The 22,827-nt window shown below is 60.9% G+C and carries 25 protein-coding genes and 1 tRNA gene; 12 read left to right on the top strand and 14 right to left on the bottom strand.

The genetic code is table 11. The features are described 5' to 3' along the window. Positions 1–137: 137 nt before the first annotated feature. On the bottom strand, positions 138–1,052 hold the full coding sequence (locus ASC93_RS07250; RefSeq protein WP_162251806.1) for an arabinan endo-1,5-alpha-L-arabinosidase: 915 nt from the start codon (positions 1,050–1,052) through the stop codon (positions 138–140). A 579-nt stretch (positions 1,053–1,631) separates the two neighbouring features. Between ASC93_RS07250 and ASC93_RS07245 the strand changes: the two genes are divergently transcribed. From ASC93_RS07245 to ASC93_RS07230, 4 genes are all read left to right on the top strand, one after another. Continuing rightward, positions 1,632–2,867: a site-specific integrase gene (locus ASC93_RS07245; protein ID WP_056439346.1), complete on the top strand. Its 1,236-nt coding sequence runs from the start codon at positions 1,632–1,634 to the stop codon at positions 2,865–2,867. Between the two features lie 255 nt (positions 2,868–3,122). Beyond that, on the top strand, positions 3,123–3,386 hold the full coding sequence (locus ASC93_RS07240) for a DUF1902 domain-containing protein (protein WP_056439344.1): 264 nt from the start codon (positions 3,123–3,125) through the stop codon (positions 3,384–3,386). Continuing rightward, positions 3,383–3,571, top strand: coding sequence for a hypothetical protein (locus ASC93_RS07235; RefSeq protein ID WP_056439340.1), 189 nt, complete (start codon positions 3,383–3,385; stop codon positions 3,569–3,571). Before ASC93_RS07240 ends, ASC93_RS07235 begins: the two co-directional genes overlap by 4 nt. A 20-nt stretch (positions 3,572–3,591) precedes the next feature. After that, the gene (locus ASC93_RS07230; RefSeq protein ID WP_229412629.1) at positions 3,592–3,861 is read left to right on the top strand and encodes a DUF4224 domain-containing protein; all 270 of its coding nucleotides are present in this window, start codon (positions 3,592–3,594) and stop codon (positions 3,859–3,861) included. Positions 3,862–3,900: 39 nt separating this feature from the next. Here the strand turns inward: ASC93_RS07230 and ASC93_RS07225 are convergent, their stop codons facing one another. The 10 genes from ASC93_RS07225 to ASC93_RS07180 all read right to left on the bottom strand — a co-directional run bounded on the left by ASC93_RS07225 (position 3,901) and on the right by ASC93_RS07180 (position 13,769). After that, positions 3,901–4,218, bottom strand: coding sequence for a DUF4224 domain-containing protein (locus ASC93_RS07225; protein WP_056439337.1), 318 nt, complete (start codon positions 4,216–4,218; stop codon positions 3,901–3,903). 58 nt (positions 4,219–4,276) lie between these two features. Then, positions 4,277–8,923, bottom strand: coding sequence for a DUF4214 domain-containing protein (locus ASC93_RS07220; protein WP_056439333.1), 4,647 nt, complete (start codon positions 8,921–8,923; stop codon positions 4,277–4,279). A gap of 76 nt (positions 8,924–8,999) precedes the next feature. Further along, positions 9,000–9,443: a hypothetical protein gene (locus ASC93_RS30520; RefSeq protein ID WP_157201788.1), complete on the bottom strand. Its 444-nt coding sequence runs from the start codon at positions 9,441–9,443 to the stop codon at positions 9,000–9,002. A 114-nt stretch (positions 9,444–9,557) separates the two neighbouring features. Continuing rightward, positions 9,558–10,280: a hypothetical protein gene (locus tag ASC93_RS07210; RefSeq protein WP_157201787.1), complete on the bottom strand. Its 723-nt coding sequence runs from the start codon at positions 10,278–10,280 to the stop codon at positions 9,558–9,560. 31 nt (positions 10,281–10,311) lie between these two features. Further along, positions 10,312–10,605: a hypothetical protein gene (locus ASC93_RS07205; RefSeq protein WP_157201786.1), complete on the bottom strand. Its 294-nt coding sequence runs from the start codon at positions 10,603–10,605 to the stop codon at positions 10,312–10,314. 57 nt (positions 10,606–10,662) lie between these two features. Next, positions 10,663–10,947, bottom strand: a complete 285-nt coding sequence (locus ASC93_RS07200) for a hypothetical protein (protein ID WP_056439320.1) — start codon at positions 10,945–10,947, stop codon at positions 10,663–10,665. A 45-nt stretch (positions 10,948–10,992) separates the two neighbouring features. Next, on the bottom strand, positions 10,993–12,348 hold the full coding sequence (gene dnaB, locus ASC93_RS07195) for a replicative DNA helicase (protein WP_056439317.1): 1,356 nt from the start codon (positions 12,346–12,348) through the stop codon (positions 10,993–10,995). Continuing rightward, positions 12,345–13,208 (bottom strand): replication protein, encoded by an 864-nt coding sequence (locus tag ASC93_RS07190; protein ID WP_056439314.1) that lies wholly within the window; start codon positions 13,206–13,208, stop codon positions 12,345–12,347. Before ASC93_RS07190 ends, dnaB begins: the two co-directional genes overlap by 4 nt. Continuing rightward, a complete protein-coding gene (locus ASC93_RS07185) occupies positions 13,205–13,564 on the bottom strand; it encodes a hypothetical protein (protein ID WP_056439311.1) in 360 nt (119 codons plus the stop codon). Before ASC93_RS07185 ends, ASC93_RS07190 begins: the two co-directional genes overlap by 4 nt. Positions 13,565–13,568: 4 nt before the next feature. Further along, entirely contained in the window at positions 13,569–13,769 is a 201-nt protein-coding gene (locus tag ASC93_RS07180) for a Cro/CI family transcriptional regulator (protein ID WP_056439308.1), read from the bottom strand. Positions 13,770–13,847: 78 nt separating this feature from the next. Between ASC93_RS07180 and ASC93_RS07175 the strand changes: the two genes are divergently transcribed. The 6 genes from ASC93_RS07175 to ASC93_RS07150 all read left to right on the top strand — a co-directional run bounded on the left by ASC93_RS07175 (position 13,848) and on the right by ASC93_RS07150 (position 17,251). Then, positions 13,848–14,531: an XRE family transcriptional regulator gene (locus ASC93_RS07175; protein ID WP_056439306.1), complete on the top strand. Its 684-nt coding sequence runs from the start codon at positions 13,848–13,850 to the stop codon at positions 14,529–14,531. A 144-nt stretch (positions 14,532–14,675) separates the two neighbouring features. Then, the gene (locus ASC93_RS07170) at positions 14,676–15,539 is read left to right on the top strand and encodes a phage antirepressor KilAC domain-containing protein (protein WP_056439304.1); all 864 of its coding nucleotides are present in this window, start codon (positions 14,676–14,678) and stop codon (positions 15,537–15,539) included. 98 nt (positions 15,540–15,637) lie between these two features. Further along, positions 15,638–16,003, top strand: a complete 366-nt coding sequence (locus ASC93_RS07165; protein WP_056439301.1) for a hypothetical protein — start codon at positions 15,638–15,640, stop codon at positions 16,001–16,003. Further along, a complete protein-coding gene (locus ASC93_RS07160; protein WP_056439298.1) occupies positions 16,000–16,209 on the top strand; it encodes a hypothetical protein in 210 nt (69 codons plus the stop codon). The genes ASC93_RS07165 and ASC93_RS07160 overlap by 4 nt, the downstream gene beginning before the upstream one ends. Positions 16,210–16,251: 42 nt before the next feature. Further along, positions 16,252–17,040 carry a helix-turn-helix domain-containing protein gene (locus tag ASC93_RS07155; protein WP_056439295.1) on the top strand — a complete coding sequence of 263 codons (789 nt, stop codon included), beginning with the start codon at positions 16,252–16,254 and terminating at the stop codon, positions 17,038–17,040. A gap of 7 nt (positions 17,041–17,047) precedes the next feature. After that, a complete protein-coding gene (locus ASC93_RS07150; protein ID WP_157201785.1) occupies positions 17,048–17,251 on the top strand; it encodes an AlpA family transcriptional regulator in 204 nt (67 codons plus the stop codon). Between the two features lie 67 nt (positions 17,252–17,318). Here ASC93_RS07150 and ASC93_RS07145 read toward each other — a convergent pair. Beyond that, positions 17,319–17,409: transfer RNA gene (locus ASC93_RS07145), tRNA-Ser, on the bottom strand. Positions 17,410–17,620: 211 nt separating this feature from the next. Here ASC93_RS07145 and ASC93_RS07140 point away from each other — a divergent pair. Continuing rightward, positions 17,621–20,317: a polysaccharide deacetylase family protein gene (locus ASC93_RS07140; RefSeq protein WP_056439289.1), complete on the top strand. Its 2,697-nt coding sequence runs from the start codon at positions 17,621–17,623 to the stop codon at positions 20,315–20,317. A 100-nt stretch (positions 20,318–20,417) separates the two neighbouring features. On the opposite strand, the gene ASC93_RS07135 is transcribed toward ASC93_RS07140, so the two are convergent. Both ASC93_RS07135 and ASC93_RS07130 read right to left on the bottom strand, forming a co-directional pair. Next, positions 20,418–21,332, bottom strand: coding sequence for a lipase secretion chaperone (locus ASC93_RS07135; protein ID WP_056439286.1), 915 nt, complete (start codon positions 21,330–21,332; stop codon positions 20,418–20,420). Further along, positions 21,329–22,255 carry a triacylglycerol lipase gene (locus tag ASC93_RS07130; RefSeq protein WP_056439283.1) on the bottom strand — a complete coding sequence of 309 codons (927 nt, stop codon included), beginning with the start codon at positions 22,253–22,255 and terminating at the stop codon, positions 21,329–21,331. Before ASC93_RS07130 ends, ASC93_RS07135 begins: the two co-directional genes overlap by 4 nt. 158 nt (positions 22,256–22,413) lie before the next feature. Here ASC93_RS07130 and ASC93_RS07125 point away from each other — a divergent pair, with 158 nt between their 5' ends. After that, the gene (locus ASC93_RS07125; protein ID WP_056439280.1) at positions 22,414–22,686 is read left to right on the top strand and encodes a KTSC domain-containing protein; all 273 of its coding nucleotides are present in this window, start codon (positions 22,414–22,416) and stop codon (positions 22,684–22,686) included. Positions 22,687–22,827: the final 141 nt, after the last annotated feature.

The raw sequence follows: 22,827 nt of genomic DNA, 5'->3' as shown, positions 1-22,827 counted from the left end.
AACCAAACGACGCAAAAAAAGCGGACGTAGCATGTCCGTTCGGAACGAATTTTAGTTTAACGTAAAACCAACGCGCAAGAAAAATCGCGGCGCCGTCCACCCGCCGTGGTTTTTTGGCACCGGCGTTCTGATCCTGCTCACTTGCCCGCGAAGACTTTCTGCTCGAACGGCGCCATCTGGAATTTGGTCCTGGTCGGCGTGACGGTCGGCCAGCCATCGGCGTCCATGTAGAGAGGCTTGATGTTGAGTACCGAGTTGTAATCGAAAGCCTTGGTATAGGCGTGATAGACCAGGTAGGTGGTGTCGCCTTCCGAGTAGATGCCGTTATGCCCACGACCGGGTTCGTTGTCGTCGCCCGCCAGCAGCAGCGAATACTTGTCGTCGACCCAACTGCCGCCATCCTTGGCCAGATAGGGCCCGGTGATCGTCCTGGAGCGGCCCATCACGATCTGGTAGGTGCTCTTCGCGCCGCTGCAGCAGATGCCGCGCGAGGCAAAGATATAGTAGTACCGCGGGTCCTTGATCAGGAATACGCCTTCACCGAGGGACTTCGTGAGGACCGTGGGCGTGGGCGTGTCGGACAGCAGTTTGCCGGTCTTACGATCGAGTTCGACCATCCGCAAGCCGGCCTTGAAGGAACCGTACAGCAGGTACTCCCTGCCGTCCTTGTCGATGAATGCGTTCGGGTCGATGACGTTGACGCCCTCGCCGCCATTTTTGTACGAAATGACCTGGCCCTGGTCTTCCCATTTATAGGCCGGGTCTGTTGGATCCAGCGTGGTATTGGTGGCGAGGCCAATGCTGGAATTAAAGTTCATCCAGGCCGATACGGCGTAGTACATCCAGTACTTGCCGTCGTGCCAGGAGATATCGGGTGCCCAGATCTGGGCGCCCTGCGGGATATCCTTGCTCCACCAATCGAGCTGGAATCCCTTCGGGAAGACGGCGCCGGCATTCGTCCAGGTGGTCATGTCCTTCGAGGTTTTGATGCCGGTGAACGTGCCGAACACGTAGTAGGTATCGCCGCCCTTGATCATGACTGGATCGTGCACGCCAAGAGCACCTTTGAGGCCCCCGCTTTCGATGTAGTCTGGCAATGGTTTATCGGCCACGACAGGGACGGCATCGGCCGTCGGTACGGACACGGCGCCGCTAGTGTTGCCACCGCAAGCGGCAAGCAAAAGTAAGGGGAACAAGCGGATCGACAAACGGAGTGTGTTGGAGGAATTTTTCATCATTCGGGTGGATCTTTCTCGAGCGTGGGGAGGCGAAGACAGCAAGCCGGGGCCGGGTCGCCATTGGTTTAACGTTAAATCAAACTGCCAGTTTACCGCAAAACCACGTTCGAGAACATCCCGCGGTCGACATGAATTAAAGCCGCGGCACGTTTACCCGGGCATCGAAAAGCGCGTGGCCAGGACGGGGCGCGCAAATGAAAAAGGCCGCATCAAAGCGGCCTTAGCAGAATCTGTGGCGGAGAGAGGGTCCGCCGAGACGGCGGCCGGCATCGTCCGGCAAGATTCGCCACGCCCTTGATTTTTATGGACTTTCCTCATCATCAGCGTCCGGCTGAGTTCGGTAGAATCCGGTACAATCCGGGCTGCGCATGTGGGTAGGAATGGGGGTAGAGATTGGCGAGGACAGTTGAGAAATTGAGCGCGCTGGCCGTGTCGAGGGCTAGCAAGCCAGGCTATTACGGCGACGGCGCCGGCTTGTACCTGCAGGTGTCGAAGGCAGGGACGAAGAGCTGGATTTTCCGGTTTACGCTCGCTGGCAAGCAGCGCGAAATGGGTCTCGGCGCCCTGCATACCATAACGCTCGCCCAGGCACGCGAGAAAGCCAAGGCCTGCCGCGCGTCTCTACTCGACGGCGTCGATCCGCTCGACGTGCGCAATTCGGCCAAGCTCGACGCCGCACTGGAGCGCGCTAAGACCGTCACCTTCGACCACTGCGCGCAGCAGTATATCGCCGCGCACCGCGGTAGCTGGAAAAACGCGAAGCACGCGGCGCAGTGGGAGAGCACGATTGCAACCTACGCCAGCCCGATTATTGGCCAACTGCCGGTCGCATTGATCGACACCGCCCTGGTCGTGAAGGTGCTGCAGCCGATCTGGCAGGAGAAAACAGAAACCGCCACCAGGTTGCGGAGCCGCATCGAAAACATCCTCGACTGGGCGACGGTCAGCCACTTCCGCACAGGCGAGAACCCGGCACGCTGGCGCGGGCACCTCGAAAACCTGCTCGCTGATCCGAACAAGGTGGCGCGCGTGGCGCATCACCCGGCCCTGCCTTGGCAGGAAATCGGCAGCTTCATGGCCGAGCTGCGACAGCGCGAGGGAACGGCCGCGCGCGCCGTCGAGTTCGCGATCCTCACTGCAGGTCGGTCGGGCGAGATCCGCGGCGCGCGCTGGAACGAGTTCGACCTGACTGCTGCGGTCTGGACGGTGCCGGCCGAGCGAATGAAGGCGGGCCGAGAACACCGCGTGCCTCTGTCGACCGCGGCGCTGACGCTGTTGAAGGCTCTGCCCGATGTTGGCGACTTCGTGTTTCCCGGCCAGCGCGAGGGCGCCATGTTGTCCGATATGAGCTTGACGGCCGTGCTGCGCCGCATGGACCGCAAGGACATCACCGTTCACGGTTTCCGCTCAACGTTCCGCGACTGGTGTGCAGAGTCGGTCGGGAATTCATTCCCGCGTGAGGTCTGCGAACATGCCCTGGCACACAGCCTACCCGACAAAGTGGAAGCGGCATACCGGCGCGGCGACCTGATTGAAAAGCGCAAGGCGCTAATGCAAGTGTGGTCTGAGTACTGCAACAAGCCACATACTAAGGCGAGCATCGCTCCTATCTGCCGTGACGCTGCATAGGAGCTGGATTTGAAATACAACCCTTGCGCACCCAACCGTACGAATTTCGTCGGCTTGGTCCGGTTTGAAATCTGCACCTTAACCGCACCTATGCAGAGCTCAGAACGTTGTCGCCCTGTACGATTGCAGCAAAATTTTGTACGTTTATTCTTGATTTTGTGACGCACGTCACAATCTGCATTAGCGCTCAGCGTTAGGGTGGCCTATACTTTTAAACAGATTGTTGTATTGCATAATTTTCAAGAAAGGTAAGGCATGTATCGGATCGGGTACCCGTTTTGGAAGCAGGCAGCAAAGCTCGGGGTTCCTTTGAAGCTACGAATCGACGTCATTCGCGACGATGAGGCAAGCGTGTTCGTGGCAACCAGCGACGACCTTCCGGGCCTTGTATGCGAAGCGCCGACGATGGATGACCTCGTGAAGGAGGTCAATCTTGCCATTGGCGAGCTCCTTACTCTGCATTTGCACGCTCGGCCGCAAAGCCGAACCGTTACGGACCTGCGCATCTGCGCAGCATGAACGGTTACTACAGGCTCGTCATCGAACAGCTAAAACTACACGGCTTCTCCTACATCAAGAACGGCAAGGGCTCACATGAGATCTGGGGCAAAGGCTCGTTCTTCACGACCGTCCCATTCAATTGTGATTCTCGTCACACTGCCAATGGCATCATGAAGGCCTGCGGCATCAAGCACAAATTCTGAGGCGCCTACCGGCGTGACTCATGGGAGCGGAAACGCTCCTTTTTTCATTCCGCTATGTCCATGTCTGGGAGTTATCTATGTCAGACACGTTTCTTTCCAAGGAAGAAGTTGCAGAGCTAACTGGCCGCAAATACAAGCGGCTGCAAATCGAGCAGCTACGCAAAATGGGCATTCCGTTCTGGCTCAATGCAGTCGGCGCGCCCATCATTGCTCGGGCGACTATCGAAGGGAGTCGCGAGAAGGTAGAGCTTCCAAAGCCCAAGTGGGTTCCCAACGTCCTCAAAGGTTAGCGGGTGAGTTAGTGCTCGATCGACGGCGGGCGGAAGCGCTTACCGAAGCGGCGGCAGTCCTCTGCGAGCGCGCTCCTGATTGATCCGCTCCTTCTTCGCAGCCCGCTGCTCCTCTTTCCGAGCATACTCAGCCTGCTGGTCTGCGAACGCATCCCAATTCGGCTCCGTGGCCAATCTTGGTTTTTCCTCCGACTTCCGGCCAGCGAACACCTGCTCGACATGGCTGCGAAGAATGACGAGAGAGCCATCTGGCCGGATCTTGTGAGTGATCCCCAGCGAGTTGAGCACCTTGGCCTGAGATGCGCGCCGGCTCTTGCGGGTCAATTCTTTAACTTCGTCATCGGTTAGGAACATCATGAGCGAAGCTTAACGGAAATCGCCGACCGCGATTGTGAGACGCGGCCGGCGACCTGGGTTAGCTCACGATCTCAACCAGCATCGGGCCACCGCCAGCGGTAACGCGCTCCAGCGTATCGGAGGTGCTCATGGTGTTTTTCGCGATCGCCTGATTCTCAGCGCTGTTGGCCTGGCGGAATGCTTGGACCTCGACCCGAAGCGCCTTAATCTCGGCCAGCAGCGCATCGTTGTTGCTCGAAGGATTGGAGAGCCGATCCATCAACTCGCGGTTATCCGCCGCAGGGATAATCCGCTCACCCTTGTGCACCATGGCCGGCATGTCCTCCGGGATGAAGTTCGTTCCGACAGCGAACGGATGCAGCGTCTTGGCCTCAGCACTGTTCGCGATAGCGTTTCCGATGTCACCCGGCGACACGCCGTTCTTCATCTGCGTGAGCCAGTAGTTCAACTCGTCAGCCTTCGGATCGCGCCCACCGAGCATCGTTTCGTACATGCCGCGAATTGTGGCCTCTGGGGAGTTCGCGATTGCGTTTTGGATGTCGGTCGGCGAGACGCCCGCCGCTGCCTGCTGCTGCCAGTACGAGAGACCTGCCGCATCCGGTGCGCGACCTAGCGACTTCTGGTACGTGTCGTTGATGGTCGACATGGCCGCGATTACCGGATTAGCCTTGGCCGCAAGGATCGCTGTCAGCACGCCCTGTGTGGCCTGGTCGATCGACAGCAAAGTCGTCGACTGCCCCTTCAGCACGTCGATTTGGTCCTGATACTTGGTCAGGATCGCATCGAGGGACTTCAGTTGGTCCTGCGCCGCGGCCAGCGCTTTCTGCTCCACCGAAAGCTGATCGTCCGTGACGTTACCGAGTGCGGCAATGTCGTTCTGCGTTTGATACAGGTCCTTCAGGTAGTCCTGATACGTTCCGAATTGGCTTGCCGCGTCCTGTTGAACTGCACTCAATGCCTCCTTGAGGCTGTCTGAGTCGGGCAGCGGCCCGCCGGCTTTAGCGATGGCCAGCGCGGCGCGGATCTGCGCTTGTCCCAAGGCGCGGTCGGCCAGCTTCTGGTCCGGGGACTTGATGCTGTCCAGCGTGCTGCGCAACGACTGAGACAGACTTTGCAATTTGCTCACCGCGGCAGTGTGCGCATCGATGCTCGTCTGGACCACCGCCTTTTCACGCTCGACCACCTTCTGCAGCACAGAGTATGCGCTGTCGACGTCGCCCGTCAGCACGGTCGCGACATCCTTAACAGCCTTGATCGCTTGCACTTGGTCGAACAATGCGCGGTTGCTCTCGTCGAGCGCGTCTCGCTGTTTGGTCAGAAGTTGGGTCGACGTCATCGTCAGTTCGTCGAGCTGATCCTGCAGGTTTTGCCGCTCCTGCAGGGCCTTCGTCGCGGTCTCTGGGTGCACCTGGGCGAAGGCATCGGCCAGGCCAAGCAATTCGGAAAGCTTCTTGGCCCCCTCGGCAGTCGCTGCTGCGCCCGAATCGATCAGACCGTTGACCGCTGACTTGAAGTCATCGCGAGTCTGCAGACTGGCGTAGCCGATCGATGTCAGTGCATCAGCAAGCGCTTTCTGTACCGGGGCTAAGCGCTCTGCGTCAGTCAGGAAGTTCTGATTGAAAGTTTGCGCCTGCTGACTCAACGTCGAAAGACCACCGGCCGCACTGATCAGGCTTTCGCGTGCCTGCGCCGATGCCATGCCGGCAGAGCCAAACAGCTGCGCCGCCGATTTGCCGAGCAGCTGTGCGACCTGGTCTGTACCTTGGAAGTCGCCGGCCAGACGCTGCAGGGTGGTCGACAGCGTTTCGCCCGACTTCTGGAACTCGGTCAAGTTTGGCGCCAGCTTGGTCGCGATTTCGTCGCTCACACCACTGAAGAAGTCAGTGGTTGCCTGAGCATCCTTCGTCTGATCGCCAGTTAACTTGATATCGAATGCCTTGCTATACGTCGAAATCCAGTCTGCCGAGACGCCCAATGCCTTCGCAAAGCCGGCCGTCGCCATCTCAATCGACGTCAGCCCCTCGGTAAGCTGCTTGCTCAGTTCAGAGCTCAGAGCTTTGGTGTCCGTCCAGTTTCGATCACTGGTGAACCATCCGCCATCCTGGTGCAGGTTTTGATACGACTCGCCGCTCACGCTATCGGCCGTCAGCGTACCGTGCAGACCTTGGCTGGAGACCTCCGTCGGTCCATGGCCGAAGCCCTTCTTCAGGATTGCGAAGGCAGCGATTGCCGCACCCACGTACGGCAGCGCGGCGGCCACGCTTGCGCCCAGGCCTGCCGCGCTTGCCTCGGCGGCCATGCCGGCGTTGGCGAACGTCTCTGCCGCAGTAGTGGCCATCCCTGCTGAGTTTCCAGCTAAGCCGGCACCGAATGCCGATAGCGAACTCGATCCCACCGCGTTACCCAGGCCTGCGATCGCACTGCCAGCACCACCCAAGATGCTGCCGCCGTTGAGAAGCGATGCGCCATTGACGGCGGTGCTAGCTGCACTCGTAAGTCCGGACGCAGTCGACGCTCCCGCACTCGCCAACGTCGAGCCGACGTAATCGGCCTGCATCTGGAAGACCCACTTCTTGATCGTCATCTGGTACAGCAGCTCGAGCAGACCGTTTTTGAGCGTGTCGCGCAAACGATCGAATACCGACTTGCCGCTATCGAAGATGCTGATGAACGTGTCGTGCGCGGTACTCTCGATCTGCCCCCACAGCTCCTTCTGACGCGTCAACTCATCCTTCAAAAGAGATTGGTTGGCTAGTGCGCGTAGTGCTTCGGCCTGCCTGCGGCTCTCATCACCGAGGCGCTTAGTATCGTCCTGAATGTCCTGAACAGTGGCCCACTGCTCGAGCAACGCGGCGCGATCGCGCAGACGCGAAGCCGTGACCTCTGCGACCTGCTTCGACGTCATGCCCAGCATGTCAATTTCGTCCTGGCCATCACGCACGGCGTCCTGCTGGGCTTTCGACTGAGCCTGGGCCGCTTCGAGCAGGTCACCATAATTGTTCACGGCTTGCCGGTATTGCTGCTGATCGAGCAGTAACAGGTCTTCGTCGCGCTTTGCCTGCGCATTGTCGATCTGGGTGCGCAAGTTGGCAATTTGGCCCTCGATATCCTTCTGTTCCTTCTGACTGTCCTGACGGTGTTTCGCGATGGCGAGCAGCTTCTGCTGCGCCTCAATTTGGTCGTTGAAGTTCTTGATCTGGGCGTCCGCGCCCGCGTTAATCGCAGCCTCGTCGTTAATTTTGCCGCCACTTTTCAGGAACTGAATATGCTCCTGCTGACGTTGATTCAGTAGAGCCTGCGCCGCAGTCGCACGCTGAATGGTCGCAACCTGGGCATCGAGATTCTTCTGCTCCTGCTTGTAGGCCAGGGAGTTAGCCTGCATCTGCTTCTCAAGCTGACCCTTGAGGCGGTTGTACTCGGCCTGACTGATCGCTCCCGTATCCAGCGCGGTCTGAATCTTCTTCATATCCGCTATATCCTGTGGGTCGATACCCAGCAGCTTCTTGCGAACATCGATCAGGGCGTTGAGCGCGTTCGTGCGCTTTTCCTCTGCACTGAGCTGGACTGCATACTGCTGCAGCCTATCCTTACTCCCGTTTTTGAGGTCTTCAGATTCTTGCTTCTGTGCGGCACTCAGCTTTTCGGTTGACCCTAGGATAGCCTCGGTCTTCTGACTTACCCACTTGCTAAGCGACTCGGCGTCCTCGCGACGCGCCTGCATGATGGTCTTCACGCCCTTAAGGTCGCCGTTCACGACCGCCACCGAAACAGCCGCCAACGCGCCGAGCTCCTGCCCAACCTCTTTGAAGGCGCCGACCAAGTAAACGCCGCCGATAGCCAGCCCTTTGAACGCACCGGTAAGCACAGTGTGCATTCCGGATGCCTCTTGAACGGCCTGCCCCTCTTCAGTGGCCTTGCCCCCAACTGCATCGATGATCGCGCCGAGATCCTGCAGCGCGCCGCCCAGGGCCAGAACGCCCGACTGCATGACTTCGCCGCTGCCGTTCGATGCGATCGAACGCATGACGCTATCCCAGGTGTCGCCAAGGTTGCTGATGGCGCCATCAAGGGTGGCCGCGCGGCGCTCCATCCCGCCAGCGAAATCTGTCTCACCGAGCTTCTGTAGGTAGGCTTGGATCTCCTTGGCGTTGTTGCCAATTGTGCTGGTAACGCCTTTAAATGTCAGAGAAACACGGTCCCCATTCTGCTGCGCCGTGATGCCAAATTCACGCAAGCGCTCAAACTGGGAAGTTGCAGCATCCGCCACGGCCTCAATCATCTGATTCAGGCCTTTACCCATCGCAGCTGATGTATTGCCGTAGGAGCGCAGCGCCTTCTCGGACGGGTCAAGGCCAAGGTTGCGCATTTTGATGAACGCCTCTGTAGCCTCTTGCACCGAGTACGGCGTCGTAATCGCGAAAGACTGTAGCGCCTTGAAGGCCTGCGCCGCATTTGCGCTCGACCCGGTCGCGGTAACGAGGGAGGCATTCAGCTTGTCGAACTCTCGCTGGGCGTCAAGGACCTGATGTGCCAAGGCGCCAAACGCGGCGCCTACCGCCATCCCTCCAATAGCTGCCTTTGCAGCATTGGCGGCACGGGCCATGCTAGCTGAGGCATCACTGACGATAGACCTCGCCTGGGCCATGTCTCGGGAAAGGCGGGCGATATCCGCGCGCAGCTGGATCTCAAGTGATCCTGCAATCATAGTGACTCCATTTCTTCATCGGGTGAGCGGCCGTTTTTGCTACGACCGCCAAAGCCCTTTCGCGGACGGGCTGCTTTCATTGGGTGCTGACCGGCGAAGAGAAATATCGACCGCCATCGGCCTCAATTGCCTTGAAGGCCTCAGCGATTTGATCGACGGGAAGTCCTTCGTTTGCCATCGCTTGGAGGGCCTGCAGGCAGGTCACGCGGACCAACTCCGCCTCCTCCTTTCCTCGGCGCGCGGCCAGCTGATTGACGCGGGCGCGAAGACCTGCAGGCAATTCGACGCCTCGCTTTGCCAACGGCACTTTTTTGGTTTTCTTGCTCATAGTTTTCCTTTTGTGCAAAAGAAAAGCCGACCTTGTTAATTCGGTCGGCTTTAACATCGCTTTAACAACAAGCCACGTTAATTTTTTGCTGCCCTCCCCTATGAAAACAGGTGTTAAACGTGGTTTAACCGATTGGCTCCGTCCTTTAACAAAAGCTCCAAAGGGGGATTTTTTCTGCGCGTGGGAGGGCATGAGGTGTCGGTCGAGTGAGGGTTGTGGACTTTGAAGGCCCCGGAGGGGTTTTACGACCAAGTCGCGAAACTCCTCTCGCCAGGGTCCGCGCTGAACACATCCCCTCGGCATCTATCATTCCCCTGCCATGGCCTTGAGACGCAGCTTACGAAGGTCCGCAGCGATCTCTTCCGCCGACTGCGAGTACCTCTCGGCTTCGCGATACCAATAAAAGGACGCGTTCCCGTTGCGATCGCGCGGGTCCTCGACGCCGCAGAAGTTCATCGCCGGCAAAGCGGTAGCGGTGTACCCCAGGCGCACCAGGTCATCGCGCAAGGACTCCTCTGCCTGATTGGCTGCATACAGCTCGTCCATCGCTGCCATCACGCGCTTCACTCGCTTCTTGTGCTCGTCTTCATATCGCCGCCCCGCCGCCTGGGCCAACTGCGCAATCACACCGCGGATGACGGCGTGCTGCGCTTTCTGGGCATTGCGCAGCGCCTCGATCAGCGAGTTGGTCGCGCGGATCTCGGCATGTAGATCCACACCACGCTCCTCACCTGTAAGGAGCGCTTCCGCCTTGGAGATTGCATCCTCTTCCGTGCGCTCGATCTTTTTGGACTGCTCCAACTGCGCGTGCAGGTCCGCGAGCCTCTTCTCCGCATCGGCCTGCTGTTTGACGAAACGATTCAGCTTATCTGCCTCAGCCTTATAGGCGGGCTGCTTGGCAATCGGTGGATAGTCCAACCCGATAGGCGGCATCGGCGGCGCCGGCGGCGGTGCATCAGCCGGCTTGAGTCCGCCATTGGGACCGAGCATGCTTCGGTTAAGGGCTTCGTGAAGGGAGATGTTCGGCATGGTCACTGATCCTTTAGTTCGTATCGGGTTCTTAGTCGTCCGCGAGGATGGCGGCAAGGCGGGCCTTATTCGCGGCCGTGCTCGATGGGGTTGACTTCGAGTTCGTCGCGCGCGGTGTTTGAGTGGCCGGGGTATCGGCGAGCACCTTCGCGAGAGTCGCCCTGTTCTTCGCGCCAGCCGTGTTGCCACATACGGTCAAGCGCAGACCTAGCGGGCGCTTGGCTGTTTCCAGCTTCAACTTCGCATTTTGTGTCGCGTTCATCAGCACTGCCCACCGTCCTTTCGTCGCGATGGCTCCTGTCGGTTCGATTTTGGTAAAAGCCAATTGCAAGCTCCTATGTTCGATGTCGCCATTAAACCGTCAGGGCGTCTCATCGAAGGCTCATTCGTGAGACAGTTGCAGCGCATGGCTGATGATTCGGTAGGCCTGAGGACGTGAGATCCCGTACAGGGCAATCAACCTATCTCGCACCTCAGGCCGGCTGACGCGCATGCGCAGCAGTCCTCTTGCGAAGTCGATCCGACTAGCCCGCTCGATCCAGTCGTAGCCGTGCGTATTGGCCACGGCGCCCACCAGTTGGCGGAACTTGTCCTTCGCGCCTTCGTCGACGTCGATGGCCTCAACGCCTTCCAGGATCTCAACGAGCGCAGCACGAGTCGTACTCATGTCAGGCTCTCGCGAAGGGATGCGTTAAAGCGCGCATCGGTCCTGTCATAGGTGCTCCGCCAGGCCGCGGCGCGCCCGACGCTCTACGGGCTTTGCTGGTATCCATCCATGTTCCAGGCTCTCGAACCGTACCTGCTCGCCGATGTAAGCCAGCGCCGTGCGCCCTGGCCGCCCCTGACGGCACAGCGCTACATCGACCTCGCACATACCCGCATCCGGACTATCCGGGTTGTAGACCTCGTCGCGATACAGGAAGACCACGGCATCCGCATCCTGCTCGATCGCTCCGGAGTCTCGCAGGTCGGCCGGTATCGGCCGTTTGTTCGGCCGCTCCTCCAACTTGCGATTCAGCTGCGACAGCAGAATGATCCCAATGCCAAGCTCCTTGGCTAACGTCTTGAGGCCGCGGGTGATGCTCTCGATCTGCGCGTTGCGGTTATCGCCGTCGCCGTCCATCAGCTGCAGGTAGTCGATGACAAGCAGGTCGAGCCCGCTCTTGCGCTTCACGGCCTTTGCCTTGAGGCGGACGTCGAGCAGGCGCAGGCCCGCTTGGTCGTCCTGATGCAGCTTCATGTCGCGGATCTTGATCGTTGCATGGGTAAGCCGGTCCCAGTCGCCGGGCGTCATCATCAGAGGCTTGAGCAGGTGCTCGAGCGGGATCTGTCCCTGGCTCGCCAGATTCCGGTCGTGCAGTTGGGACTTCGGCATCTCCATCGACAGCACCAACACAGAATGATCGAGGGCGGCGTTACAGGCCACGTTCAGCGCGAACGCAGTCTTGCCCATCTTGGGACGTGCCGCCAGTACGATCAGTTCGCCGCGGCGGATGCCACCGTTCAGCGTGTTGTCGACGTCCGGATAGCCCGTCGAGATCACCTTCACGACACCATCCATTCGGCGCTGCAGCTCCTCGACGTGCGCGGCTAACTCGTCGGCCGCGAGTACAGGCTCGACGTGCGTACGTGCCACCGCCAGTTTTTCCAGCATGCTCGAGGCTTGATCGACCAGCGCGGTAGACTCCTCTGGCGAGCCGGCGGCAGCCTCCGCCACCTCGCGTCCGAACTTGATCAGTCCGCGCTTTATCGCCTTGTCTCGCACGATCGCGGCATGGCGACCGATGTGGGCCGACGACGGAGACGACTGCGCAAGCTGGTTCAGGTACTGCGCGCAGTCAGGCACCTTGCCTTGCAGTGCGTCACCTAGCGAGATCACGTCGCAGCTGCGGCCGGCCGTCAGATGCCGCAACAGCTCGCGAAAAATCGTCACGTGGTCGCTCAGGTAGAAATGCTCGGTGCGAAGGTCTCCGATGCGGTCGATCGCATCGTTGTCTCGCAGCAGAGCGCCAATGACGCCTTGCTCTGCTTCCGCGCTGTACGGCGGCGGTTTGATCTCGTTGCTCATGCTGCCTCCCTCGAATCGTAGAATTTTTGGGCCTGTTTGCCCTGCGTGGTCAGGTAGTACCGGCTTTCGCCATCAAGCGCCCAGAGCTTCAGGTAGTTGCCCTCGACGTACTTGCGGAACGCTTTGCGCCAATCGGTGTACCGCTTCGCCTCACCGGTACCGCCAGGCAGAAACCGTCGACAGAACTCGTACCAAGCGAGAGCAATGAAGTCCTTGGGTAGTCCAACACCCTCGGTGTATCGCCACAGTGGTTCGTAGTCGCGGACCGGACGCTCTCCGCGTTCCTGGCATCCATCTATGAACGTTCGCAGCGTTATGGTTTTTTCCTTGGCAGGCGTGATGGCCCTCTCTGGGGGTTTGGGGGTACTTTTTCTTTTGAGGTTTTCTTTTGGAAGGTTTTCTTTTGTGTGTCCCGATTTAGGACTATCGACCTGTCCCGATTCGGGACTAGCACTAGTCCTGTTTTGGGACGTGTCCTGTTTTGGGACTAGTCCTGTTTTGGGACTATCTGCAAGTCCAGAATCGAGGCCAGCCTGCGACTTCAACTGGTTGGCCGAGATCCACCGTCGATGATCCTTTTGGACGCCGACGATCATGCCGTACGTGCCCTGGCGTTTCGTGATGACATTGCGTGCCGCCAGCGCATTGAGTGTCGACGTCACGTGCTGGCGAGCGAGCCCACACATCGCGCCGATCTGCGCGGCTGACATGTCGTCTTCTTTCTTGCCGTAGCCGTAGGTCTTCCGGATGATCGTGAAGATGACCGACTGCTCGCGATGGGAGAAGCTTCCGCCCAGAACGGCCTCCAAGAGTTCATTCGCGATCATGGTGAAGCCGTCTTCGAGCTGGGGAGTACTCATGCGCTCGTGGCTCCCTTCCTGGCCGCCTTCGCGCACGCGTTCCGCAGCCGGCGGCGCGCGGCATACACCTTGCGCTTAGCCGCCGTAAGCGCCAGCCTCGCGTCCATGGTGTACGAGACGATGGCGACGTGTTCGTGATTGCGCGGGTTGATCCGGCCACCGATGTCTCCGTAGCGCTCCTCGTACTCCTGGATCTTGCGGATGTAGATGCGGTGCAGCTCGGTGACAGCCAGCTCCGTGCGCCACAGTTCCAGCGCCAGGCCGCCGACATCTACCAGCGCCACCAGTTGCGGAATTTGGGCGTGCAAAGTCCCTGCGCCTACCGGGCTAGGGGAGGCGTTGCTGAGAGGCTTCATTTCTTTACTCCGGCTGCGGCGTTGTCGTGATTTGCGACATGAACAGATCGGGCCTGATGGCCTGGATGTACATCAGTCGTGGCTGAGGTATGCCCGCTCGCCGCCACTGCGACACAGCGGCGTCACTTACCCTGCAGAGTTTCGCTACTTCAGACGTCCCGCCCAAGGCGTCAATGATTTCGTCGGGCGTATTGTTCTGGCTCATGAGCCAATTTTAGCGCACTTAAAAATTAAGCGCATTAAAATTGTTGCACCGAAACGTCGCCGGTGTTAAGCTGGCTTAATGGACTGGCACAAGCGCTTAACACAGGCTCGCACTGTGAAGAACCTACGGAAGACCGAACTGGCTAAGCTAGTCGGCGTTTCGCCTGCTACGGTAACGATGTGGGAAAGCGGGAAGACAAAGAAAATCGAAGGCACCAATCTTGTTAGGGTTTGCGACCTCTTGGGCATAAGTCCGGCCTGGCTGCTCGGTGAGGACGACGACTCCAGCGATGCCTGGTTTTGGCAGAGCTACGCCCAGGAGGGCGTGGATGGGAAAGAGCTATGGCCAATCGAAGTTGTTCGTTATATCCCGGATGATACGCCTGAGGGTTATCGAGTTGAGCCCGAGCGCGAACTTGAGGCCCGAAGCCTTTTTGCTCTTCGGATGCAGTGGTTTCAGGTTAATGACCTATCTCCAGACGTTGTGTCTGTGATGAGAGTGCGGACGCTGGATATGGAGCCAGCTATCTCATTTGGCGACTTCCTTGTCCTAGATAGATGGCACCGCGACATTACAGATGGGGCCGTTTATCTCTTGATCTACGAGGGGACAATTTTACTGCGCCGACTCCAGCGAGACAGCGGGGAGTGGTGGCTTACGTCAGATCATCCGGATCAGCGTCGGCATGCGCGCAAGCTTTACCGGCCGGAGGACGTCAAGCTGATAGGCAAAGTAATTCTAAGACAAACCGAAAAAATCTGACACGCTTTTCTCTAACCCGCCTTGTGCGGGTATTTTTTCGCCCCGCTCAAAGAAATTTTTAAGCATACTGAAAATATCGCTTGCGGAACTTTTTAAGTGCACTTAATATTCTCTCATTGGTAACGCCTTACGCCCTAAGGAATCATGAGCGCACTACAGCAAGCAGCACCTACCCTATTCCTGTTTGAGACGCACCCGTTGCGTGTCATCACCAGCGAAAACGGCGAGCCACTGCTCGTCGGTAACGATGTCTGCAAGGCGATTGGCTACGCCGATCCGACGACGGCAATGCGCCACTGCACAGGTGAGATGCGATGCGTTCCTCTGCTGACTGCTGGCGGCGTGCAACAGACGCGCGTGCTGAGCGAGGCGGATGTGATGCGGCTCATCGTCAAAACAAAGTTACCGGCCGCGCAGGCGTTTGAGCGCTTCGTGTTCGACGAGATCCTGCCAGTGATGCGTAAAAACGCGCATTACGTGGTAACACAATCTGTGGACACCCCGGCGGCGGGCAACTCTGTTCCACCAACGGTGGAGCATCGTCCCGAGCCGCCAATGGTGGATGGACTGCCGAACTTTGCCGATCGCGTCGCCGCAGCGCGTGCCTGGGCAGACGCCGAGGAGGGCCGTCTTCAACTGGCGGTGAAGGTCCAGCAGCTCGAGCGCCAGGTCAGCGAACAAGCGCCAGCTGTAGAGGCTTTGAATATCATTTCGAACACGGACGGCTCGATGTGCCTACGAGATGCCGCAAAGGTTCTGCACGTGCACTACAACGAACTCGCCGACCTCCTCTTCAAGCAAGGATGGGTGTATCGGCGCCCTGGTCGAGCGGGCTACCTCGCCCGTCACGACAAGCTGCAGGCCGGCTACCTCGCTCACAAGATCGGCAGCTATGACGATCCGCGCAGCGGCGAGAAGCGCACCAAGGAACAGGTGCACATCACGCAGCGCGGGCTGACAAAGCTGGCCTGCATGGTGTCGATGAAGTCAGCGGCCCCGCCGCATTGACGATACCGATCTGATTTAACCAACCCTAGAAACAACAAAGCCACCTGGTGTTCCAGCACCGGATGGCCCCTTACGCCCTAAAACTTTGGAGAAAGACTATGGCGAATCATGAGAGTAGCACAAATGCAACGTCCAGCGCAACGTCCTCGGCCGCGCCCCTGCCGCTTTACCTGCAGCAGTCGTGGCTCCATGGCGGCGCAGAGCACGACGCGAACGCCATCTTCGCGGCCGAGGTGATGGACATCGCCCGTGGCACGCGGACTATCGCAGGCATCGTGCAAGCCCATCTGGCTGACCTTGGTGCCATGGACTCTGGCTCCGGGGATGTCCGTCCGCTGCTGTCCGATAACGATATCGAGTCCCTCGCGCGCTTGGCGTTGGTTTCGCTCGACAAACTGGCTGAGGATGCATCCAGGGCGGTCGATCGCTTCAACTCGAATGCGCGCAAAGGAGCTCCAGCATGAGCACGGCAGAGCAGCGTAAGCGCGGCCGCGGCGACCTGCGCACGATCGACAGCGCCGGCTTCCAGCTCAGCGACGAAGAGCGTCAAATCATCGCCAACTTTCGGGCGATGGATCGTTGCGCCCAGCAGATGATCGTTGACCTAGCCGCGCAGTACAGCTACACGCTTCCGGCCGCTCGAGTGCAACTGACCATCGTGCCGCGCTGATTCCAATCGCCCCATCACAACAACCAACCTAAAGGATCGAACATGAATACGAAAAAAACCGTCAACGCGAATCGCAGCGCAGAACTGGATACACAGCGTGAGAGCAATGATGCGGTTGCGCGCTCGGGTTTTATGCGGTCGTCCACCACGCCCCCAAAGCTTCTCGGTACCGCTGACCATGAAGAGCTCATGCGCATGGTCGATTCGCTGCCGACCGCTACTCGGGCAGCCATAACACCGCCGCGTCCTGACTTCCCGTTCGACATGAGCTACCTGCAGACCGGTGAGCAGTACGTTGGCATCGTTCCAGACGCTGGGATTTACCGCCACCTGATCCTTTTGCCGGCTGAGGCCCAGTTCGTTACATGGAATCAGGCGCGCGTGTTCGCTGCGGCAGCCGGCGGCGTGCTCCCGGACTTTGACGACTTCGATCTCCTTGAGAAGAACTTCCCGGAGCGGCTGCATGATGAAGATTCATACTGGTCAAGCGAATTGCTCAATCAAAAGGAGGCCTTCTATGTGTGCTTTGGTGACTATGGTCACCGGGACGTTGATTCGGTCGACAGCCTGACTCGGGCTTGCGTCGTGCGCCACGAGTTTGCCGGCTTTGAACACTCGGTATCGATGACCTGGCACACTCACATCAAAGTCGCACGCGAAGCGGCTGGGATGTCGGTTGAAAGGTTGGCTGAGCTGGTCGGCGTGATGCCGAGTACCGTGGCGCGATGGGAGAGCGGTGAGACTCGCACGATCTCGGGCCCGCACTTGGCCAACGTGTGCACCGTGCTGAACGTTGACGGAGCGTGGCTGCTGGGGGCCGATGATGAGTAACCACAACATGAACGCACCAAAACGCTTCCTGCGCCTGCCAGCCGTAATCGATCTCGTCGGCATCAAGCGTACGGTCATCTACGATGGAATCAAGAAGGGGACCTTCCCTGCGCCAGTCCAGATCAGTGTGCGGGCGGTTGCTTGGGACGAGGAAGAGCTTGTAATCTGGCAGCGAAATCTGAGCCGCGGCGTCAAAAAACAGGCTGTTTAGCAATGTGGGTAGAAATGGGGGTAGGCGGAAACAAAAAAGCCCCTTCATAGGGGCTTTTTGGCATTTTTGGCGGAGAGAGGGGGATTCGAACCCCCGATAGGCTATGAACCTATACACGCTTTCCAGGCGTGCGACTTAAACCACTCATCCATCTCTCCTGATGGGTTCACGAGCCAGCTGCTCGCGAAGCCGCCTATTATAACAAGGATTCTCGGCAGTACAAGAGTGACATGCAACCGGCATCGCCCCGCCGCGCCGTCGTACAACCGGCCGGGCTCTCTTTGCGTCACCACAAAGGTTAAGTTTTCGTTGGCAAAAGTCACGGCGATAGTGCTATTGTTGCCACGATAAAACTTTTTCAACACTGCCGTGAAACGTAAAGCCCTCTATCTCGTCATCTTCGCCGTCGCTGCGGCCGGTGCCGCCAGTGGCACCTATCTGGCCAACCGCAAGCCGACGCCCCAGGCGCAACTGCCGCAACCGCCGCAAGGACAATCCAAGGAAGCGGCCGCCATCGCCGCCGACTTCAAGCAGGTGCTGGCCGCCTACCGCAAGATGGTCGTGCTGACGCAGGATGAAGCCGGCCTCTCGAAAGCCGGCCAGGAAGACGTCAACCGCGTCGGCCAGCAGCTGTTCCACGAAAACCAGGAGCGCATCGCGAAGGTCGACGATGCGCTGGCAAGCCTCGTCGGCTCGCAGAATCCGCGCCGTTTCGAGGCGGTCGGCGGCCTGCTCGATTACGTCGAGTCGAACGAAGGGCTGTACGATGCGGACCGTCTTGCCTTCCGCGAGCTGATGCAGTCGCTGCTCGACCATGTGGCACAGGACTCGTCGCTGCCGGCGATCAAGCTGCACAAGCGGATCTCGGAAGACCTCGACGCGCTGGCCGAGATCGAGCGCACCTACGAAAAGGAGATCAGCGCCGTGTTCGGGCGCTTCGAGTCGCGCTCCATCGTCCTGAAGCGCGAGAAGTGGGACAGCTACGTCGGCTACCTCAAGACGATCTACCAGCGCGACCGCATCCTCAAGGATTACGGCGTCGTGCTGCCCTACCCTGCCAAACCGGAGCCGCCGAACGCGGACAACGAACCGGCCGCGCACAAGGACGAGGACGAGATCTTCGGCAATGGCCTGCCGAAGAAGACGATCGTGCTGACCTTCGACGACGGTCCGCACCGCCGCTACAGCGAAGAAATCGCCGCGATCCTCAAGCAGTACGATGCGCCCGCCGTGTTCTTCAGCGTCGGACGCAACCTCGGCACGCTCGATGCGCACGGCGTCGCGCGCCTGAACGCGGGCGCGGAAGTCAGCCGCAAGCTCAAGGCCGCCGGCTATGTGCTGGCCAACCACAGCTTCTCGCACGCGCAGTTGTCGAAGGAGAGCGGGGACAGCCTCAAGGCCGAGATCTTCGATACGGACACGCTGCTGAAGGCCGTCGATCCGCAACGCTCCGCGCTGTTCCGCTTTCCCTACGGCGCGCGCAACAAGGAAGGCATGCACCTGCTGGCCGATGCGCACCTGAAGTCCGTCATGTGGAACATCGACTCGCTGGACTGGGCCGATCCGGTGCCCGCCTCCATCGCCGAGCGCGTGCTGCGCGCGGTCGACAAGGAAGGCCGCGGCATCATCCTGTTCCACGACATCCACGAGCGCACCGTGAAGGCGCTGCCGGCGATCCTCGACCGCCTCGTCGCCGAGGGCTACCAGTTCGCCGGCTGGGACGGCACGGCCTTCCGCGTGGCCGGGGGCGCCAATGCCGCGCCGGCGCCCGTCGCGCGCGCGGCCGCGACGGGGTATGCGAGTTCGTGGGCGATCGTCGTCGGCGTCGACGGCTATCCGAAATGGCCGCACCTGCAATACGCCGTGCGCGACGCGGAAGGCGTGGGCCAGACGCTCGTGCAGAAGTTCGGCTTCGCATCCGACCACGTGATCACGCTGAAGAACGAACAGGCCACGCGCCGCGGCATCCTCGCGGCATTCCACGACCTCGCCGGCCATGGCGGGACCGGCGGCCTGCAGCCCAACGACCGCGTGTTCGTGTTCTTCGCGGGCCACGGCGCGACGCGCAAGCTGAGTTCCGGCCGCGATCTCGGCTACATCGTGCCTTACGACGCCGATCCGGAGAACCTCGCCAGCGACGCCATCCCGATGACCGAAATCCAGAACATCGCCGAGAGCCTGCCCGCGAAGCACGTGCTGTTCGTGATGGACGCGTGCTACAGCGGCCTCGGTTTGACGCGCGGCGGCGCCAATGCCGCCTTCTTGCGCGATAACGCCAGGCGACTCGGGCGCCAGATGCTGACGGCGGGCGGCACCGACCAGATGGTGTCCGACGGCGGTCCGAACGGCCATTCCGTGTTCACGTGGACGCTGCTGCAGGGCCTCGGCGGCAAGGCCGATCTGAACGGCGACGGCCTGATCACCGCGACGGAACTGGCGGCGTACGTGGCGCCGGCGGTGGCCAGCGTGTCGCAGCAGACGCCTGCCTTCGGCAGCCTGCCGGGTTCCGAGGGCGGCGACTTCGTGTTCGAACTGCCCGAGGAAAGCGAGTTCCTGAATACGAACACGGCGCAGTTGTCGAACGATGCCATCGCCCTCAACACGAAGCTCGAAGCGAAGGCATCGGCGCCATCCGCCCCCGTCGTCGTGAAGGATTTGCAGGGCGGCGAGCAGACGATCAAGGCGCCGGCCGCGGTCCCGGTATCGAGCCGCCAGCAGGCGCAGCGCGCCAACGACCACGGCCTGCAGCTGTACAAGGAAAAGCAGTACGCGCAGGCCGAGACGCAGTTCACCGAAGCGCTGAAACTGCGGCCGAACTTCGCGCTCGCGGCCAACAACCTCGGCTTCGTGTTCTACAAGCAGGACAAGTTCGCGGAAGCGGCGCGCTGGTTCGAGAACGCGATCAGGATGGACCCGTCGCGCGCGATCGCGTACATGAACCTGGGCGACGCGTACGCGCGCGCGGGCAACGGCGACAAGGCGAAGGCGGCGTACAAGACCTACCTCGAGCTGGCGCCGAGCGGATCGGGCGCCGGGTACGCGAAGCAGCAGGTGGAAAAATTGTAGGGTGGGCACACCGTGCCCACGCGGCGATACGCACCGTCAAATACGTCGCGTTCGCGCCGGCGTCGGTTGAACGCGTGGGCACGTGCTGCCCATCCTACGGTCATTCATATGCGGCCAGCCGCCGCTGCTCGTCCACGCTGAACATGCGGCTGCGCAGCGCCGCCACCGCGGCCTCGCCTTGCAGCCCGCGGCGCGCGGCGAGATACGTGTCGATCCGGCGCTTCCACTCGGCCTCTTCGCGATCCACGGCGGCGAGACGTCCGGCCGCATCCGCACCGAAGGCATCGGCGCGCAGGCGGAAGACGTCGTCGTCGCCGGCACCGCTTGCGCGCAGCCGTTCGGCTTCTTCCTGCACGCGCACGATCTTCAACGGCGCCTCGCGCGCGGCGCGCACGGCGGCCGGCAGGCTCGCGTCCAGCGCCGCCAGGCGTTCGCGTTTCTGCTGCGCCGTCAGCGTGTGGTCGTCGCGGATTTCCATGCGCGCCAGCGCATCGGCATTGGCGGCGTCCTCGCGGCCGAAGATCGCGGCGATCTCGCGCTGGCTGAAATACTGCGCGCGCAGCCCGTGCAGCGCCGCCAGCCGGCGCTTCAGCGCGGCGGCGTCCGGGCCGGACAACTTCGCGTCGGTTTCCAGCGCCGCCAGCGCTTGCCGGTACGCGATGTAGCGCGCCAGCACGCGCTTGGCGGCTGCCGCCGCGGGCGGCCGCAGGGTGCGGTCCAGTTCACGCTCGATTTCCGCGCGCACGGCGGCGGGCGATTTCTCGCCCACGGTGCTCAGGTAGTAGTCGAACAGTTCGATCAGCTGGGCGTCGGCGACGACGCTGTCGTCCGGCGCCACGCGCACGGCGCCGTCCGGCCGCGTGCCTTGCAGCGACGGCGCGAACGGCTGCGCGGCCGGCGCCACGGTCACGACCTGCGCGGAAGGCGCCGGCGGCGCAGACCGCCCCGCCAGCGCGGCCAGCCACAACATGCCGGCCGCGCCCAGCGCGATGACGATGGTCGGATTCCGGTTCACAGACCCATCTCGCGCAGGCGGTTGGCGTGCTGGCGGTACAGCGTGACGGGATTGGTCTCGAACAGGTTGACGAGGCCCGCCACCTGGTTCACTTCGTCCAGGTGGTTCATGCGGTAGTCGTCACGGATCACGCGTCCGAGGTGGCTGGAGCAGCTGCCGACGAGGCCATCGTTTTTCTGGCCGAGGAAGGCCAGCGACACGAGGCTGAGCGGCGCGTCGAGCGGGTCGATGAGATTCGTGAACGGCTGCGCGCCGCTCCACGAAAAATAGTAGACGCCGCGGGCCTGGTACGCGCCCTCACCGCATGCGGTGGCCGGCACGCCCTCGGGATGCGCGGCGTTGAACCTGGCGGCGCCGGCCGTCGTCATCGAGTCGAGCGCCGCCGTCGACACCTGGGTGCTGCTGTCGCCGGACAGGAAGGCGATGGTGCCGGCGACGCCGTTCACGATCGATCCCAGCACGCTTTCCGAAAACGATCCCGGTGCGGCCACGCCGCGCAGGATGTCGGCCACCGGCGTGCCCTTGTTGACGCCGCCGACGCTCGTCACCGATGCGACCAGCCCGGGCGCTACCGACGCGACGTAGCGCACCGTCGGCCCGCCGTGGCTGTGGCCGATCAGGTTGACTTTCTGGGCGCCCGTCGCGGCCAGCACCTGCTTGACGTAGGTGAGCAGCTGTTCGCCGCGCACCTCGGTGCTGTTGGCGGCGCTCACCTGGGCGACGTAGACCTGGGCGCCGTCGCGGCGCAGGGCGTCGGCGATGCCGAACCAGTAATCGTACGGGCCGATGCTGTCCCAGCCGAGGAAGCCGTGCACGAGCACGATCGGATATCGGGTCTGGGTATAGCCGGCGGCGGATGCGGACAGCGGCAGGAACGACAGGGCAAACAAGAGCGCGGCCAGCATGTTGGCGAAGCGTTTCATCGGTTGGTCTCCTTTATGATGGGGTCGATACGGCTGAGCCAGAGTACGTACAAGCGGAGAACGCAACAAGGCATGCACGGCCGCGCAACGCCTCGTGGCTTGCCGAATCAGGCGAATGTCCCAATAATCCATGCATCGTTAGGGAGAAAAACCACACCATGGACATGAAACGCATCAACGCGGGCAAGCTGCGCGCCATCGGTTACGACGCGCGCGAGCGCATCCTGCGCGTGGAATTCGACGACGGCAGCGCGATCGATTACGCAGGCGTCGGCAGCGAGGTCTGGCGCCGGTTCTCGACGTCGGGCGCGGCCTGGAGTTTTTATCGCGACAATATCGAGGAAGAGTTCGCGGGCACGCGCGGGCGCGCGGCGGTGGCCAGCAAACGGGCGGAATTGGATGCGTTATTCAAGCGGCCCGACGAAACGTAGGATGGGCACCCCGTGCCCATCATGCGGACTGCCCAAGCAACCTGGCGCAGAATAAGACGCGAAACCTCGTAGGGTGGGCACCACGTGCCCACGCGTTCAACGGATGCCGGCACGGACACGGCAGATCGCAGATCGCGTATC

This window comes from Massilia sp. Root335, assembly GCF_001425685.1.
Classification (GTDB): Bacteria; Pseudomonadota; Gammaproteobacteria; order Burkholderiales; family Burkholderiaceae_D; genus Telluria; species Telluria luteola.
Note: the sequence above shows the minus strand (reverse complement) of the source record. Positions and strands in the feature narration are given on the sequence as shown.